Consider the following 17649-nt stretch of genomic DNA (forward strand, 5'->3'; position numbering starts at 1 on the left):
TGCTCCCCCTCTTTAATGTGTAGTCGTGTAATCACGTTTACGTGGTGCAATCAGTGATACATCAACATCTTCATAATGGAATGCAGGAGCTTTGTCTGCTCCTTGGAATGTAGCCATTGTTGTTTTCATGAACTTTTCATCATTACGTTCTGGGAAGTCAGGTTTGTAATGCGCTCCACGGCTTTCATCACGGTTAAGAGCACCGATTGTGATTACACGTGCCAATTGCATCATGTTTTGAAGCTGTCTAGTAAAGGCAGCACCTTGATTGCTCCATTTAGCCGTGTCATTGATGTTGATTTTTTTGTAACGTTCCATCAACTCAAGAATTTTATTGTCTGTTTCTTTAAGTTTGTCATTGTAACGAACTACAGTAACATTGTTTGTCATCCATTCACCAAGTTCTTTGTGAAGGATATATGCGTTTTCATTACCATTAAGAGACATGATAGAATTCCATTTCTCTTGTTCTTGTTTTTGGTAGCCTTCATATAATGAAGAAGGAAGAGAATCTGATGTTTTATCAAGTCCTTGAATGTATTTAACAGCATTCGGACCAGCCACAGAACCACCATAAATGGCTGAAAGAAGTGAGTTCGCACCTAAACGGTTACCACCATGTTGTGAATAATCACACTCACCAGCAGCGAATAGACCTTTGATGTTTGTCATTTGGTCATAATCTACCCAAAGTCCACCCATAGAATAGTGAACCGCTGGGAAAATTTTCATTGGAACTTTATGAGGGTCTTCACCGACGAATTTCTCATAGATTTCAATGATTCCGCCTAATTTAACATCTAGTTCATGTGAATCTTTATGTGAAAGGTCAAGGTAGACCATGTTTTCTCCGTTAATACCCAACTTCATATTAATACATACGTCGAAAATTTCACGTGTTGCAATATCACGGGGTACTAGATTACCATAAGCCGGGTATTTCTCTTCTAGGAAGTACCATGGTTTTCCGTCTTTATATGTCCAGATACGTCCACCTTCACCACGAGCGGATTCACTCATTAAGCGAAGTTTATCATCACCAGGGATTGCTGTCGGGTGAATTTGGATGAACTCACCGTTCGCATAATGTGCACCTTGTTGATAGACGATAGATGCTGCTGAACCTGTATTGATCATAGAGTTAGTAGATTTACCGAAAATGATTCCAGGGCCACCGCTCGCCATGATGACTGCGTCGCCAGGGAATGATTGAATTTCCATTGAAGTCAAGTTCTGAGCTACGATACCACGTGCTGTTTGATCATCATCGATAACAGCTCCAAGGAATTCCCAGCCTTCATATTTCGTTACAAGGCCTTGTACTTCGTAACGACGAACTTGCTCGTCCAATGCATAAAGTAATTGCTGACCAGTTGTTGCACCAGCAAATGCAGTACGGTGAAATTGTGTTCCACCAAAACGGCGGAAATCAAGTAGACCTTCCGGCGTACGGCTAAACATAACACCCATACGGTCAAACATATGGATAATAGATGGTGCTGCATCGCACATTGCTTTAACTGGAGGTTGATTTGCTAAGAAATCCCCACCATATACTGTATCATCAAAGTGAAGCCATGGAGAATCGCCTTCACCTTTCGTATTTACTGCCCCGTTGATTCCGCCTTGCGCACAAACAGAGTGAGATCGTTTTACTGGAACTAATGAGAATAAATCAACATGTTGTCCTAACTCTGCTGCTTTGATCGTAGCCATTAAACCAGCTAGACCTCCACCGACGATAATAATTTTACCTTTACCCAATTGTGTCACTCCCTTATTCCATTAGAAAAGCTATGTTTTTCCTAGTACGTATAATTAATTTCTTCTGCTACTTATACGAAAGCGAAAACTGCACTAATTCCTATATAAGAAAGAAGAACGAAAATGATCAAAGTAACATATGTCATAACTCTTTGCGATTTAGGTGAAACTGTTAGTCCCCAACTTACTGCGAATGACCATAATCCATTGGCAAAATGGAAAATAGCAGAAACAATACCAACAATGTAGAACGCGATCATGAATGGATTAGAGAAAATCTCAGCCATCATATCAAAATCTACTGTTGCCCCAAATGCTGCTTGAACCCTTGTTTCCCAGATGTGCCAAACAAGGAAAATCAAAGTTATGATTCCTGATAAACGTTGTAGCATGAACATCCAGTTACGGAAGAAACTGAATCTTCCTAAGTTGTTCTTTGCCGTAAAGGCGATATAAATCCCATAAATAGCATGGAAAATTAATGGTAGATAGATGATTACACATTCCACCACGATTTTCAATGGAGTAAATTCGATTAAATGAACTGCCCCGTTGAATGTCTCTGCTCCCTTTGTTGCCATAAAGTTAACCGATAAATGGAAAATTAGGAATAGACCGATTGGTAATACCCCTAGAAGTGAATGAAGCCTACGATTCCCAAACTCACGATTCTTTGCCACTAAGTGCCCCCCCTTAATTTGTCAAAACTCATACGAAGATGGTTATCTTTTATCTCCGCGTGAAAATAAAGTATAGAGTTAAACCGCTCTCTATACTTTCTTACAATTATGTGACAAGTCCATTTTACTCCTGACTTCAATGTGCGTCAAGAAAACGGATACAAGATTTCTCTTTTTTAGAATAAATATTATCAATAAATTAATAAGGTTTTGGGTGTTCATTTACAAGTAATATGAAAAAACTAACTATTTTTTTAATATATTGAGATAATTTAACATTTTTTTACATTTTTCTGTTGAAATATTAAAAAAAACTGTATAAATCGCAAAAGGAAAACGTTTATAATAGATTTACAGAAAGAGGCGATAATACATGAAAAAAAATATTGCTGCAGCTATAGAAGAAGAAATCCAAACAGATGAATTCCAAGTTCCAGCTTTCGGGTATGAACTGATCAGGGAAACTTTATTGAACGATATCCTGGGGAAAGATTCTTATCAAATCTTATATTGGGCGGGTAAACAACTAGCAAGGAAATTCCCTTTGAATGGCGATCAGGAATTGGTTGCATTTTTCCATAGTGCAGGCTGGGGCCATCTTGAAATCATAAAGCTTTCCAAATCCGAGATGGAGTTATCCTTGTCAGGAGAAATGGTCGCCCGTCGTCTGGATCTATATCCCGACAGTCATTTTCAACTTGAAGCCGGATTTCTTGCCGAGCAATTCACCTTACAAAAAAGGTTCCTCAGTGAAGCTACGGAAGAAATCAAACGTCGTGCAAAAAAAGTCGAATTCACCATCTGCTGGGACCCGAAAGATCCAATTTAACGGCTTCTTTAAAATGGGTTGAAATGTAGGAAGCCTGCGTCAAGTTTGACTATTTCCAAGTGGTCTTCTTCCAAGAGTGATTCTTTAGCTAGTACTTACACCCATTACACAAAACAGCATATACGATACATAAAATAGAAGTTATAGGTGTGTAATTCCAATTCTTCTTTTCCTAATGGCTATATAATAAGAAGAAAGTAATCTTTTTTTGGATAGATTCTACCCTGATTTAAACAAAAGGAGTCAAATAACCTGAGTCCCCCTCACTCTCGGACTCAGGTTATCGGACTCCTTTTTTTCATAATTGTTAATCATTTAACACCCTTACTTTGAAATTGAAGGAATTCTCGTTCTGAACATAACACGAAGTGTCCTGGTTTCACTTCTCGCATTTTGACTTCTTCATCCGCCGTATAAGCATGTGTAGCGGGATTATACCCCTTCCGTTGCCTAGTCCGTTCCAATTCTGGATCCGGATGCGGAATCGCAGATAACAGGGATTGTGTATACGGATGTATTGGGTTGTTATAAAGCTCTTCACTAGGTGCAAGCTCCACTAACTTACCAAAGTACATGACGCCGATTCTGTCACTGATATACTTGACCATCGATAAATCATGGGCAATGAATAAATAGGTTAAGTTTTTTTCTTTTTGAAGCTTTTTCAACAGATTGACTACCTGTGCCTGAATGGACACGTCCAGTGCTGAAATTGGTTCATCCGCGATGATGAATTCCGGTTCCACGGCAAGTGCCCGTGCAATTCCAATTCGCTGACGCTGTCCCCCCGAGAATTCGTGCGGATACCGATTTGCATGTTCGCGATTTAGCCCGACTGTTTCGAGTAAATGGTAAACCCGTTCCATGCGCTCTTCTTTTGTCTTGGCCAGCCCATGGTTATCGATGCCTTCTGCGATAATATCCGCAATCTTCATTTTAGGATTCAAGGATGCATATGGATCTTGAAAAATCATTTGCATCTTTCTGTTCATATCTTTCAGTTTTTTCCTCGATTTCTTTCCATGGACACTTTCCCCTTTGAAAAGTACCTCGCCATCGGTTGCATCATACAGGCGAATGATTGTACGTCCTGTTGTCGATTTACCGCAACCTGACTCTCCAACAAACCCAAGCGTTTCCCCTTGATAAATATCAAAAGAAATATCATCGATTGCTTTCACCATATTAGGCTTTCCGTTATTGAAGTATTGTTTTAAATGTTTGACTTCCACGAGTTTTTCACGTTGTTCCATTATTTAGCGACCCCCTGAACGAACTGCTTCATGCGTTTTTGTACAGCTAGAGGTGGTGTCACCTCAGGTGCATCTGGATGTAAAAGCCATGTGGCTGCATAATGCGTCTCGGATACTTTGAATACGGGTGGCTGTTGTTCTAAATCAATCTGCATTGCATATTCATTCCTCGGCGCAAACGCGTCACCTTTTGGCGGGTTCAGCAAATTGGGTGGCGTGCCCGGGATCGTGTACAAATCATGTTCCCCCGTATCTTCGAGGCTAGGCATGGAACTGATAAGTCCCCATGTATAAGGGTGCTGCGGATTATAAAAGATTTCATCCGCCGTACCTATTTCAACGATTTTCCCTGCATACATCACAGCTACACGATCCGCTATGTTCGCAACCACTCCCAGATCATGGGTGATGAAGATAATCGATGTTTCTATTTTCTTTTGTAAATCCTTCATCAATTCAAGAATTTGAGCTTGAATGGTCACATCCAATGCAGTCGTAGGCTCATCCGCAATCAATACTTTGGGATTACACGCCAAAGCTATCGCGATGACCACACGTTGTCTCATTCCTCCCGAAAATTGGTGGGGATATTGTTCGAAACGCTGCTTAGCATTAGGAATGCCCACAAGTTCCAATAGTTCGATCGAACGTAACTTCGCCGCCGCCTTACTGACGTTTTGATGTTTTAAAATGGGCTCCATTATCTGTTTGCCCACCTTGATCGTTGGGTTCAACGAAGTCATTGGATCTTGGAAAATCATCGAAATATCTTTACCTCTGACCTTTTGCATATCCTTATTAGAAAGTTTGGCCAGATCCTTTCCTTCAAAAAGGATTTCACCACTTTTAATTTCTGAATTATTTGCTGGCAACAATCTCATGATTGATTTGGATGTCACGGACTTACCCGATCCGGATTCTCCTACAATCGCCAAGGTTTCCCCTTTTTTCAGTTCAAAGTTCACACCACGGATTGCCTGGACTTCACCAGAAAAGGTATGAAACGATACATGTAAATCTTTCACTTCCAATAAGTTTTCCATTTCATTTCCTCCTTCTCTTAATCTCGCATTTTTGGATCCAATGCATCTCGAAGCCCATCGGCGATCATATTGAAGCAAACCATGATCAGACTGATGAAAAATGCTGGGAATAACATCAGATGTGGGTATAGTCTAAGCGTTTTGAATCCATCGTTGATCAACGTCCCAAGGGATGCAAGTGGTGATTGTAGACCCAGTCCAATGAAACTCAAGAAAGCTTCGAAGAATATCGCACTCGGAATGGTGAACATCGTATTGATGATGATGACGCTCGCTAAGTTTGGTAGCAAATGCTTTAAAATGATCTTGAAATTTGAGCTTCCCAATGTCCGCGAAGCCAAGACGAATTCTTGTTCTTTTAATTTCATCACCTGAGCACGAACGACACGGGACATGCTTGTCCAGCTCGTAATGGCTAGGGCAATCGTGATGGACATGATCCCAGGCTCGAAAACAAGGATCATTAAAATGACCACAACTAGGTTAGGGACACCTGAAACGACTTCGACAATACGTTGCATGACATTATCAAGTTTCCCACCGTAATATCCGGAAATGGCTCCATACGCTACACCGATAAGCATATCAAGCAAAGCCGCTAAAAAGGCGATATACAAAGATATTTGAATCCCCTTGGCCACTCGGGTAAGTACATCCCGGCCAAGTCCGTCCGTTCCGAACCAGTAATGCTCTTCAATGTTTTTTTGTTCGTAAACATCCACCACATTACCATTGGCCATTGTCCTTGTACCATCAAAAGGAAGCCAACTTACATTTTCCAATCCTGGAATTTTCGCTGGTAAATTGGTTCTCTTTAAATCTTGTTCATCTAATCCATGTCCACTAATAAGGGGACCCACCCAAGCAAAAATAAAGACCAAAGCAATTAAAACCATACTGACTAGGGCTGCTTTATTTTTACGGATACGCATCCAAGAATCCTGCCAGAAACTTATACTTGGTTTATTGATCGCTTCGCTTATGGTGGCGTCCATAATGGCAGGCGCAAATTGACTTTTTGACATTCTCACTATTTTGTTTGCCATTATTTTTTCCCCCCTGCTAACCTAATACGTGGATCGATAATACCGTAGAGAATGTCAACCAATAGAACGATGACGATAAAGAGGAATGAAAACAGCAATGTCGTTCCCATGATTACCGAGTAATCATTCACCGTTATCGATTTAACGAATTGTTCCCCGATTCCAGGTATACCGAATATTTGTTCAATGACGAGTGAACCCGTCATAAGTGACACTGTTAATGGTCCGAGTACAGTTATGACAGGAATCAGAGCATTTCGCAGTCCATGTTTAAACGCCACTTCAAAATTACTTGCCCCCTTCGCTTTAGCGAGGGTGATATAATCCGAACCGAGTACATCGATCATTTCCGTCCTCATGAAACGTGCCGATGTGGCTATAGGGAACATTGCTAAGGCAAGCGTTGGCATAATGCTATACTCCCAACCCTTCCAGAACATGACGGGCAGCCATCCCATCTTCACTCCAACATAATATTGCAGCAAACCGGCAAACACGAAACTTGGTATCGATTTACCCAAGACCGCTATGAATGTTGTTCCATAATCGACCCATGTATTTTGTTTGAGGGCTCCTATCACACCCAGAATAATCCCAAAAATCGTTCCGAAAAACATTGCTTGAAATCCTAATACCAAGGAAGGCTGAATCCTTTCGCCCAGCAATTGCGTAACTGGTGTATTATTGAATTGAAACGAAACTCCTAAATCTCCCTGTACTAGGTTCAGCATGTATTTCCCATACTGGACAGGCACCGGCTCATTCAATCCATACTTGTTCTCCATGATTTGGAATTGAGCCTCCGATAACTTGCTTGCATTTGCAAATGGAGAGCCCGGGATCAACTTCATGAGGAAGAACGTCAAGCTCGCGATGATAAACAAAGTAATTAACATATATATAATCCGTTGCGTTAGATATCTGGCCATTTGTACACCTCACAAAATAAAATTCTCACTTTTTCGACAATAGTTTTATAGTGAAAAGAGAGTATATACTAGTGATATACTCTCTTTTCTAGTTTGTTTTAGAAGATGCTTATTCTACTACTGTTACGCCTTTGTAGTAATAATGTGGTCCTAAGTCACTCTTAACAATTCCTTTGACTTTAGGATTTACTAGGATGTTCTCTACTCGTTGGTAAATTGGTGCGATTCCGAAGTCTTCAGTCAAGAAAAGCTTTTCAGCATCTTGCATGGCTTTCGCATATGCTGCCGGATCGTCCGTCAATTCGTTTGTGGCTTTATTGATCAGTGCATCGTATTCTGGATTAGAATAGTCCATTTCATTATTTGTTCCACCTGTTAACCAAAGATCGGTAAATGAGATGGCATCTTTATAATCCGGTCCCCAACCTGATACGACCAAGTCATAATCGCCTTTTTTCGTACGGTCCAATCGAATCGAGAATGGAACGCTTTCGACTTTGATTGTTAAACCAGGAAGGTTTTTCTCTAATTGGTTCTTCATATACTCACCGATTTTTTTCGCAGAATCGGTTTCATCCCCCATATATCGAAGGGTAAGTTCCTTCACGCCCAACTCTTTTAATCCTTTTTCCCAAGCAGCTTTTGCTTCTTTTGCGTTAAACGTAATCAAATCTTCATTTGCCGAACGGAAGTCTTTTCCATCATAACTAACGAAATCTTTTGGCACGAAGTAGTTGGCTGCTACTGAACCATCGCCCAACACGCTTGATGCAAGATCTTCTTTATTGAAAGCTTTTGCAAGCGCTTCGCGGATATTGACATTCTTAAGTGCTTCATTTTTCTGGTTCATCTTCATCCAGAATACCGTTGGTGCCAAGTTGGTTTGTAACCGCTCGTCCCCTTCATATTGTGGGACCAGTTCAGATGTCAGTAAATCCGTAATGTCTGCTTCACCAGCTTCAAATGCATTAACTTGCGCATTGTTATCTTTTGAAACATTGACCGTGATTTTCTCTAATTTAACTGAATCTGCATCGCGGTAATTCTTGTTCTTTTGAAGTTCCCATTCTGTCGCAGTTGGGCCATTCCAAGAAGTCATGACAAAGGGACCATTGTATAAGAGCGTTTCTGCACTTGTAGCGTACTTGTCACCTTGTTCTGTAACGAACTTTTCGTTTTGCGGGAAGAATGTCGCAAACGATAAATACTCTTTCCAGTATGCAAGTGGTTTTTCAAATGTAATTTCCAATGTTTTGTCGTCAACCGCTTGCACACCAAGGCTGTCTAAATCGTATTTTTTCTTTTCAGCAGCTGCCTTCGTAATTTCTGTTGCACCTGCGATTTTGCCATTCATCATATATGGACCATATTCAGAAGCTACTTCAGGATCCATCGCCCGTTTAAAAGCAAAAACGAAATCATTTGCCGTAACTGGGTCACCGTTCGACCACTTTGAATCTATTAATTTAAACGTATATGTTTTTCCGTCTTCACTGACTTCAGGTTCTCCGTCAACAAGAGCCGGCACTGTCTCTCCGTCCTTATCAATGGTATATAAGCCTTCGTTCACATTGTTCAAATAGTTGAATCCTACTGTATCTGTTGTTTTAACGGAATCCATGACTGGGATTTCCGATTTACTCATAATACTAATCTCTTGTTTTTCAGCTAATTTCGTTCCATCTGACTTCTTCTCAGAATTATCTGAATTTCCGCCACATGCTGCTAGAATGACGCTAAGAACTAGCATAAGACCAGCAAAGATTGTGATTTTAGACTTTTTCATCTACTTTGACCTTCTTTCTATATTTTAAAATCATATTTTCATTATACTGATTTTTTTGATTTTGTATATAAGTTAGAATAATAAATTATTTCTAAAAAATTAAAAATACTCAAAAACCAAGGAAAACATAGGTTTTTACTACTTTAAGGCTTTAAAGTGCTGCTTGCGCCGTTTTATCGGATTTTTTAGAATACTATTATGTTTTTTACTATCGCTTTTTCATACTATTTCAAAAAATCATTTTTGTTTATTTAGTGTTTTTGATATACTTATAAAAAGAAAATCGAGGTAAAAAGAATGAAAAAAATACTTATAGGTACGGGATTTGGTATCGTGCTATCCATTTTGTTATCCCTTATATTCCATCAAAATCTCTCTCTATTGAATTTTATTAATATGACCTTTTACATCAGTGGAGGACTGATTCTTCTAGCATTGGTTACTTTCGTCGTCCAACGAGGATTTTTCGACGTAGTCTTTTATAGTTTCCGGAGAGTATTCCAAATACAAAATCAGCATGTAGGGGAGGAAAAAGAAGACATCCCTAAACTTTCCGATATCATCTCCCTTTCCTCTTCCTTCACCCTTGTCGTAGGTCTTATCCTATTTTGCATCATGCTACTCTCTCTAGCCGTCTATTATCTTTAATCTTAATCTTTCCATAGAGTCCGGGCACCGAAAAAGGGCAACCTTTTTTTAGGTGCCCTTTTTCTTTATAAAAGCATTAGGTACATCTTTTCATCAGTTTTAATCAATCAGGCAAGGACTTTGGCGTGCTGTCCAAGTTTGAACGCCTCGTGAAGCGCTTCGACCGCTTTGACCATTTCCTTTTCGTTTACGACGGTAGAAACTTTGATTTCCGAAGTGCTGACCATTTTCACTTGGATCCCTGTATTCGCCATGACTTCAAACATCTCTGCGGCCACTCCGGGATTGGAAACCATTCCTGAACCGACGATAGAGACTTTAGCCAACTCGCCTTCCGTTTCTATACCATCAAATTCCAACTGGCTTTTATTGTTTTCAAGAACCATTAAAGCTGCTTTTGTATCTTCGCTTTTAATAGAGAAAGAGAGATTGGTCGTATCTTCTGATGTCATGCTCTGGATGATGATATCTACATTTATGTGATTTTTCGCCAGTGTCGTGAAAATCGTGGATAATACACCAAGTGACCGAGGCAAGCCGTTCACTGTAACTCTTGTGATGCTATCCTCAAAAGCAATACCCCGTACAATTAAATTCTCTTCCATATTCGCTTCCTCCTCAATGATGGTCCCAGATTCTTTTTCTAAGCTTGAACGGACTTCAAGCGAGATTTGATAGTTTTTTGCATATTCAACGGCCCTTGGGTGCAGGACCCCAGCCCCTAAATGGGCCAGCTCCAACATTTCGTCATAAGATACGGATGTTAATTTCCTGGCGTTTTTTATGTAGCGTGGATCTGTTGTGAAAACACCGGTTACATCGGTATAAATATCGCATCGGTTTGCGTGTAGTGCTGCGGCTATGGCAACCGCCGTTGTATCGGAACCGCCCCGACCCAATGTCGTGATTTCCCCATGTTCATCCATTCCTTGAAAACCGGCAACGATGACGATCTTTTTTGCTTGCAACTGAGCTTGAATTCTGGAAGCATCGATATTTAAAATTCGCGCATTTCCGTGAACGGACTCTGTCTGCATCCCAGCCTGCCAGCCCGTAAAGGATACGGCTTCATGCCCCTTTTCCACCAATGCCATCGTTAACAAGGCAATCGTAACTTGTTCCCCGGTCGTCAATAACATATCCATTTCCCTCTTACTTGGGGATGCGGAAATATCTCTCGCCATGGAAACCAATTCATCCGTTGTCTTCCCCATTGCCGAAACAACGACAACGACGTCATTACCTTTTTCAGCTTCCTCGATTACACGATTAGCGACATGTTTGATTTTCTCGACACTCCCTACAGAAGTACCGCCAAATTTTTGTACAATCAGTGCCATTCTCATGCACCCTCTCTATCTTTTTTAGGCAATAAAAAAAGCAATGAGAATATCTCATTGCTGTGGTTACGTATCCGTTCAGTAATCACAGTGAGATAGCTCTCCAAGGTATCAACCCTGACAATCTGCCATCTTTTAAATGGTCAGACCAGAAAAACAAGGTATGAGTCTTGTTTTCCTTCGGCGTCATTCCCTTTCAAAACCCTTCATTGAAGCTCATACTTCTCTAGGTTTTTACTATTGAATTCCGCACCTCTATCAGCACTTTAAATTGTCTTGTTTAAAAATTCCTTTTAAGCATAGCATAGGAAAAAGACACTCGCAAGGTCATTCTTGTAATTTTCTAAAGATTCCATCCGCTACATTTTTAGGCATTCCCGCTTCGATTATCTGTTCGACTGAGGCCTCTTTCATTTTTTTCAATGACCCGAAATGCCGAAACAGCTGCTTTCTTCTTTTCTCACCTACACCTGGAATATCATCCAGAAGTGAATGAATGGCATTTTTCCCACGAAGCTGGCGATGGAAAGTAATCGCGAACCGATGCACTTCATCTTGGATTCTTTGTAGCAAGTAAAATTCCTGACTTCGCGAATCAAGTGGAATCAGTTCGAGCGGGTTTCCAATCATCAATTGGGATGTCCTGTGTTTTTCATCCTTAATAAGGCCAGAAAGCGGAATATCGAGACCGAGTTCATTTTCCAAAATGTCCCGAACGGCCTCCACATGTCCTTTCCCTCCATCGATGATGATCAAGTCAGGAAGTGGAAGGCCATCTTTTAAGACGCGTGAATATCTCCTTCGGACAACTTCACGCATCGATTCGTAATCATCAGGCCCTTTCACCGTTTTAATTTTATACTTTCGATACTCCCGCTTTTCCGGTTTGCCATCAATGAAAACGACCAAAGCAGATACAGGATCACTTCCTTGAATATTCGAGTTATCAAAAGCCTCGATACGATGTGGAGTGTAGATGCCTAACTTATCCCCTAAATTCTCCACTGCCTTGATCGTTCTTTCTTCATCCCGTTCAATTAATGAGAACTTCTCTTGAAGGGCGATGGAGGCGTTTTTATTTGCCAGTTGCAGCATATCCTTTTTCGCGCCCCTTTTCGGATGAAGCGTTTTTACACCAAGCAAGCTCTCCGCCAGCTCGGCATCAACAGACTCCGGCAACAATATCTCTTTTGGCTTAAAGTGATTGGCCTTTTCATAAAACTGTCCAAGATACGTAAGAAGCTCCTGTTCCGGTTCATCGTAGACCGGAAAGAGCGAAACATCTCTTTCAATCAGTTTCCCTTGACGCACAAAAAATACTTGTACGCACATCCACCCTTTATCATAGGCAAAACCGAATACGTCCCTGTCAATGAAATCAGTCGTCATCATTTTCTGTTTTTCCATTGTAATCTCGATGTGGGCAATTTTATCCCGATATTCCTTCGCCCGTTCAAAATCGAGCATTTCAGAGGCTTCAAGCATTTTTTCCGTGAGTTCTTTCTTTATCTCGGTATGACCGCCATTTAAAAATCGGTTAATATCATCGACGATTTGCTTATATTCCCGTTCCTCTACATCATAAACGCAAGGGGCCAAGCACTGGCCAAGGTGGTAATATAGGCAGACACGGTCTGGAAGCGTATTACATTTCCTTAATGGATAGATCCGATCCAGAAGTTTCTTCGTTTCATTGGCCGCAAAAGCATTGGGATAAGGACCAAAGTATTTCCCTTTATCTTTTTTGACTTTTCTCGTGATGATCAAACGCGGGTGTTTTTCAGCCGTCAACTTGATGAATGGGTAGGTCTTGTCATCCTTCAACATGACGTTATATTTTGGATCGTGTTTTTTGATTAAATTCAGTTCTAAAATAAGCGCCTCGATATTGGAGGAGGTGACGATATACTCGAAATCCTCGATTTCATTTACGAGCCTGAATGTTTTCCCATCATGTGAGCCCGTGAAATATGAGCGGACGCGGTTTTTCAATACTTTCGCCTTGCCAACATAAATGATCGTTCCCTGACGATCCTTCATTAAATAACAACCAGGCTGATCAGGGAGAAGGGCAAGTTTATTCTTTATCCGTTGATTCATGCATTCAGCCTCCTGTTCTCCCATTCTACAATCAATTATATATCAAGATACAAAAAAAAGCTTCAAGTCCGTAGACCTGAAGCTCTTCCTTCATTCAAATTAAGCGTGTTTAGCAAGAAGTTCAGCAAGAGCTTCCTTCGGTTGGAATCCAACCACTTTATCCACAACTTCACCGTCTTTAAGAACGATTAAAGTAGGGATGCTCATAACGCCGAATTTTCCAGCTGTTTCTTGGTTTTCATCAACGTCCACTTTTACGATTTTTGCTTTGTCGCCAATTTCTTCATCTAACTCGTGAAGAACAGGAGCGATCATTTTGCATGGTCCACACCATGGAGCCCAAAAGTCTACAAGAACGACACCTTCATTAGTATCTGCTGTGAATGTTTGATCAGTTGAATTTACGATAGCCATATATTTTATCCTCCTAAAATGTACTCAAATAACTATAGACAGTATAACATTGTAACAGGAACAGATGCTATTATTTTGCTTCAATGGTAGCATGTCCATAAACAGAGAAAAAATACTGCCTAGAACCTAATAGATTGTCATAAAAAGAAAAGGCGCTTGCCAGTTCATTCCCTGACAGACGCCTTTTCTTTTATATCAACTTACAAATCAAGCATTCACTTTTAACTTTTTGAATTCTTCCGTTAACAATGGGATAACTTCGAATAAGTCCCCGACGATTCCGTAATCGGCCACATTGAAAATATTGGCTTCAGGATCTTTATTGATGGCTACGATGATTTTGGAGTTGGACATCCCCGCTAAATGCTGGATGGCTCCGGAAATTCCGCAGGCAATATAAAGGTCAGGCGTGACAACTTTACCCGTTTGTCCGATTTGCAAAGAGTAATCGCAATAATCAGCATCACATGCACCACGAGAGGCTCCTACTGCTCCCCCAAGAACTTCAGCAAGCTCTTTCAAAGGTTCGAATCCATCTTCACTTTTCACACCTCGCCCACCGGCGATGACCACTTTCGCTTCTGAAAGGTCGACCCCTTCACTTGCCTTTCTTACTACATCCTTGATAATTGTACGTAAATCTTTAATATCCACATTTAATGTAGATACATCCCCAGAACGGGACTCATCTTTCGATAGAGGTTCAATGTTATTCGGACGGATGGTCGCGAATACAATACCGTCTGTGACGATTTTCTTTTCAAAGGCTTTACCTGAATATATCGGGCGAGTGAAGACGATATTTCCGCCTTCTTCTTCAATGGACGTCACATCTGAAATCAAACCTGATTCCAGCTTGCCAGCTAATTTAGGAGCCAAGTCTTTCCCTAATGCCGTATGACCGAAGAAAATGCCTTCTGGTTTTTCTTGCTCGATAATAGCTAGTAAACTTTGAGCATATCCATCTGATGTATATTGTTTTAATTGATCGTTTTCGACCACTACCACTCGGTCGGCACCATACTGAATCAATTCACTCCCAAAAGACTGAACACTGTCACCAACTAAAACACCTACGATTTCTCCGCCGTCTGCAGCAAGTTTAGCCGCTCCGATAGCTTCGAACGATACATTTCTAAGAGAACCATCGCGTACTTCGCCCAATACAAGAAACTTTCTAGCCATTTTTAAAAACCTCCTGTGCTCTATTTTATCTTTTTGTTGTGTTTTATTTTCAATAGAAATCCTTCTATTAGATTACTTTTGCTTCACTGCGTAATAATTGAACAAGTTCGCTAACTTGGTTCGGAATCTCACCATTCAATACTTTACCAGCTTCTTTTTTGGCTGGAAGGAAGATCTCAATCGTTTTTGTTTTTGCCTCGACATCGTCTTCTTCCAAATCCAAATCATCCAATTCCAACTCTTCAAGCGGTTTCTTCTTCGCTTTCATGATCCCCGGTAAAGATGGATAACGAGGCTCGTTCAAACCTTGCTGCGCCGTTACCAGCAGTGGAAGTGAGGCTTCGATTGTTTCTGAATCCCCTTCTACATCACGGATAACGCTTACATTTCCACCTGAAATGCTTAATTTCGTAATGGTTGTGATATAAGGGATATCCAATATTTCTGCTACACGCGGTCCTACTTGTCCAGATCCACCATCAATGGCCACGTTACCTGCAATGATCAGATCAGCTTCTTTATCTTTTAAGTACTCTCCAATAATTTTGGCAGTCGTGAATTGATCGCCATTTTCTATGTCGTCTTCGATATTTATTAGAACAGCTTTGTCAGCACCCATAGCAAGCGCTGTACGCAATTGTTTTTCAGCCTCTTCAGAACCGACGGAAATAACCGTTACTTCTCCACCTTGAGCATCACGCACTTGGATGGCTTCTTCTACGGCATACTCATCGTATGGATTGATGATGAATTCTGCTCCATCCTCATTAATTTTCCCGTTGGAAAGCGTAATTTTTTCTTCTGTATCAAATGTTCTTTTCAGTAGCACATAAATGTTCACGATAATACCTCCCGAATAATTTGAGTTTTGAAGATTGTGTTTTTTAGGCATACTTATAATGGTATTCTTCAGAATTCCTTAAAATCCTGCATTTTTTTTAAATATAAGTAATAAATTTACTAATCAAAAGGATGGCTTAAGGATCATTCTCCTTTAAATACCGGTTCCCTTTTATTTATAAAAGCATCGATTCCCTCTTTTGCATCAGCGCTGTCAAAGGCTTCTCCGAATAGGACGGTTTCCTTTTCTACACCTTTATAGTAGGAATCACCCTTCGAATAATTCAATAGTTCGATAGCGGACTTCAAGGCTAGCGGGCTTTTCTTGACAATCTTAGCGGCTAATTCCTTAGCTTTAGGCAATAATTCTTCATCAGTGTAAGCGTGGTTTGCCAAACCCCACTGTACAGCTTGTTGACCCGTTATTGGCTCACTCGTAAATAGCATTTCAGCAGCTTTTGCCGTTCCAACATACCGTGGTAGGCGCTGTGAACCAGCATATCCAGGAATCAATCCAAGTTGCAACTCAGGCAAACCTAATTTTGCACGTTCAGTTACTAACCGAATGTGACAGGCCATGGCCAGTTCCAGTCCTCCGCCAAGAGCAGCTCCGTGAATAGCTGCAATTACCGGCTTTGGAAACGATTCGATTCTCTCAAACACAGATTGACCATTTTGGGCTAGTTTCACAAAGGCTTTACCGTTTTTCACACTAGTGAATTCTTTAATATCCGCTCCAGCAGAGAAGAACCTTCCCTCACCATGGAGTAACACCACACGCACTTCTTCATTGCTTTCGATTTGATCGAAAGCCTGTGATAATTCTTCCACAATAGCGGAAGAAAGAGCGTTAGCAGGTGCATGGTTTATCGATATAATAGCAACGCGATCTTCGATTGCGAGTGTAAGGTATTCCATATTGATCTCCCCCATCATAGTCAAACTTTTTTGAAAATTCGTTATGTACTTCGGTAAAAGGCAGGTAGCCAAATGGCTAGAGGATGGTTCTGGCCATCCTCTATTTTATCTTTACCGTTTCGTGCCACAACCACCGAGTAGAAGGCGATGAACATCTGACGCAAGGTCAGCAAGTGAATATTTTTGTTCATTCATCACCCAAGTTGTTGCTGTTTCATCAATCGTTCCAAAAATCATTTGCCTTGCGAGTAAGTTATTTAAATCAGGCAGGAATTCACCATTTTCTTTCCCATCGGTAATGATTTGATCAATTACATTTAAATATCCTTTTAATACTTCATTAATCCTAAGTCGTAATTCTTTGTTTGACTGTCTTAATTCCAATTGAGTGACAATTGCTAAATTCACGTCTTCTGAAAGGATTTGAAAATGTTTTTGAATTAATAGGAACAGTTTTTCTGAAACTGATGTCTTACCCTTTAATTCTTCTTCAATTTGTTCTACAAAGTAGCCCATTTTTTCATGAAATAATGATATTAAAATATCTTCTTTATTCTTAAAATAAAGATATATAGTACCATCTGCCACGCCTGCTTGCTTGGCAATTTTTGATACTTGCGCTTGGTAATAACCATTTTGTGCGATGACGATAACAGCTGCATCAATAATTTGGTTATACTTTGGTTTGTTGCGTTTCACTGGATGTCCCCTTTCAGAAAATGAATGAATCATCATTCATATTTCTATCATAAAATGATGACTCTCTACTGTCAAGCAAAAACTTCCATAGAGTCATAACATCCTTTTTCCATTCTACCCCTCATTACTTAAGGTTGTCCAGTTGTTCCGCAAACGGAGCTCACTATTACAGCTC

The 17649-nt window shown here is 40.5% G+C and carries 16 protein-coding genes and 1 riboswitch; of the genes, 2 read left to right on the forward strand and 14 right to left on the reverse strand.

Features of this window, described 5'->3' with window-relative positions; genetic code table 11:
* Positions 1–12: 12 nt before the first annotated feature.
* Both sdhA and AC503W_RS14310 read right to left on the reverse strand, forming a co-directional pair.
* Entirely contained in the window at positions 13–1764 is a 1752-nt protein-coding gene (gene sdhA, locus AC503W_RS14305) for a succinate dehydrogenase flavoprotein subunit (RefSeq protein WP_402874559.1), read from the reverse strand.
* A 71-nt stretch (positions 1765–1835) separates the two neighbouring features.
* Complete coding sequence (locus AC503W_RS14310; RefSeq protein WP_402986521.1) at positions 1836–2444, reverse strand: succinate dehydrogenase cytochrome b558 subunit; 609 nt, start codon at positions 2442–2444, stop codon at positions 1836–1838.
* Between the two features lie 373 nt (positions 2445–2817).
* On the opposite strand from AC503W_RS14310, the gene AC503W_RS14315 reads away from it, so the two are divergent.
* Entirely contained in the window at positions 2818–3273 is a 456-nt protein-coding gene (locus AC503W_RS14315) for a YslB family protein (RefSeq protein ID WP_407407464.1), read from the forward strand.
* Positions 3274–3584: 311 nt separating this feature from the next.
* On the opposite strand, the gene AC503W_RS14320 is transcribed toward AC503W_RS14315, so the two are convergent.
* The 5 genes from AC503W_RS14320 to AC503W_RS14340 form a co-directional block, all read right to left on the reverse strand.
* Positions 3585–4526, reverse strand: a complete 942-nt coding sequence (locus AC503W_RS14320) for an ABC transporter ATP-binding protein (RefSeq protein ID WP_407407462.1) — start codon at positions 4524–4526, stop codon at positions 3585–3587.
* On the reverse strand, positions 4526–5569 hold the full coding sequence (locus tag AC503W_RS14325) for an ABC transporter ATP-binding protein (protein WP_427686722.1): 1044 nt from the start codon (positions 5567–5569) through the stop codon (positions 4526–4528). Before AC503W_RS14325 ends, AC503W_RS14320 begins: the two co-directional genes overlap by 1 nt.
* Before the next feature lie 17 nt (positions 5570–5586).
* A complete protein-coding gene (gene opp3C / locus AC503W_RS14330; RefSeq protein WP_402874544.1) occupies positions 5587–6615 on the reverse strand; it encodes an oligopeptide ABC transporter permease in 1029 nt (342 codons plus the stop codon).
* Complete coding sequence (gene opp3b, locus AC503W_RS14335) at positions 6615–7544, reverse strand: oligopeptide ABC transporter permease (protein WP_402874541.1); 930 nt, start codon at positions 7542–7544, stop codon at positions 6615–6617. Before opp3b ends, opp3C begins: the two co-directional genes overlap by 1 nt.
* 109 nt (positions 7545–7653) lie before the next feature.
* Positions 7654–9330, reverse strand: a complete 1677-nt coding sequence (locus AC503W_RS14340; protein ID WP_402958099.1) for a peptide ABC transporter substrate-binding protein — start codon at positions 9328–9330, stop codon at positions 7654–7656.
* Positions 9331–9627: 297 nt separating this feature from the next.
* On the opposite strand from AC503W_RS14340, the gene AC503W_RS14345 reads away from it, so the two are divergent.
* Positions 9628–9978, forward strand: coding sequence for a DUF3899 domain-containing protein (locus tag AC503W_RS14345; RefSeq protein WP_427686724.1), 351 nt, complete (start codon positions 9628–9630; stop codon positions 9976–9978).
* Positions 9979–10085: 107 nt separating this feature from the next.
* Here AC503W_RS14345 and AC503W_RS14350 read toward each other — a convergent pair whose 3' ends face one another.
* The 7 genes from AC503W_RS14350 to fadR all read right to left on the reverse strand — a co-directional run bounded on the left by AC503W_RS14350 (position 10086) and on the right by fadR (position 17474).
* The gene (locus AC503W_RS14350; RefSeq protein WP_402874533.1) at positions 10086–11318 is read right to left on the reverse strand and encodes an aspartate kinase; all 1233 of its coding nucleotides are present in this window, start codon (positions 11316–11318) and stop codon (positions 10086–10088) included.
* 88 nt (positions 11319–11406) lie between these two features.
* Positions 11407–11584: riboswitch (Lysine riboswitch) on the reverse strand.
* A gap of 61 nt (positions 11585–11645) precedes the next feature.
* Positions 11646–13418: an excinuclease ABC subunit UvrC gene (uvrC, locus tag AC503W_RS14355; RefSeq protein WP_427686726.1), complete on the reverse strand. Its 1773-nt coding sequence runs from the start codon at positions 13416–13418 to the stop codon at positions 11646–11648.
* A 99-nt stretch (positions 13419–13517) separates the two neighbouring features.
* The gene (trxA, locus tag AC503W_RS14360) at positions 13518–13832 is read right to left on the reverse strand and encodes a thioredoxin (RefSeq protein ID WP_402874527.1); all 315 of its coding nucleotides are present in this window, start codon (positions 13830–13832) and stop codon (positions 13518–13520) included.
* Positions 13833–14039: 207 nt separating this feature from the next.
* A complete protein-coding gene (locus AC503W_RS14365; RefSeq protein ID WP_402874524.1) occupies positions 14040–15017 on the reverse strand; it encodes an electron transfer flavoprotein subunit alpha/FixB family protein in 978 nt (325 codons plus the stop codon).
* Between the two features lie 67 nt (positions 15018–15084).
* Entirely contained in the window at positions 15085–15858 is a 774-nt protein-coding gene (locus tag AC503W_RS14370) for an electron transfer flavoprotein subunit beta/FixA family protein (protein WP_402874521.1), read from the reverse strand.
* Positions 15859–16001: 143 nt separating this feature from the next.
* A complete protein-coding gene (locus tag AC503W_RS14375; RefSeq protein WP_427686728.1) occupies positions 16002–16775 on the reverse strand; it encodes an enoyl-CoA hydratase in 774 nt (257 codons plus the stop codon).
* 111 nt (positions 16776–16886) lie between these two features.
* Positions 16887–17474 carry a fatty acid metabolism transcriptional regulator FadR gene (gene fadR, locus AC503W_RS14380; RefSeq protein ID WP_402874515.1) on the reverse strand — a complete coding sequence of 196 codons (588 nt, stop codon included), beginning with the start codon at positions 17472–17474 and terminating at the stop codon, positions 16887–16889.
* Between the last annotated feature and the right edge of the window lie 175 nt (positions 17475–17649).

This window comes from Peribacillus suis, from assembly GCF_059384845.1.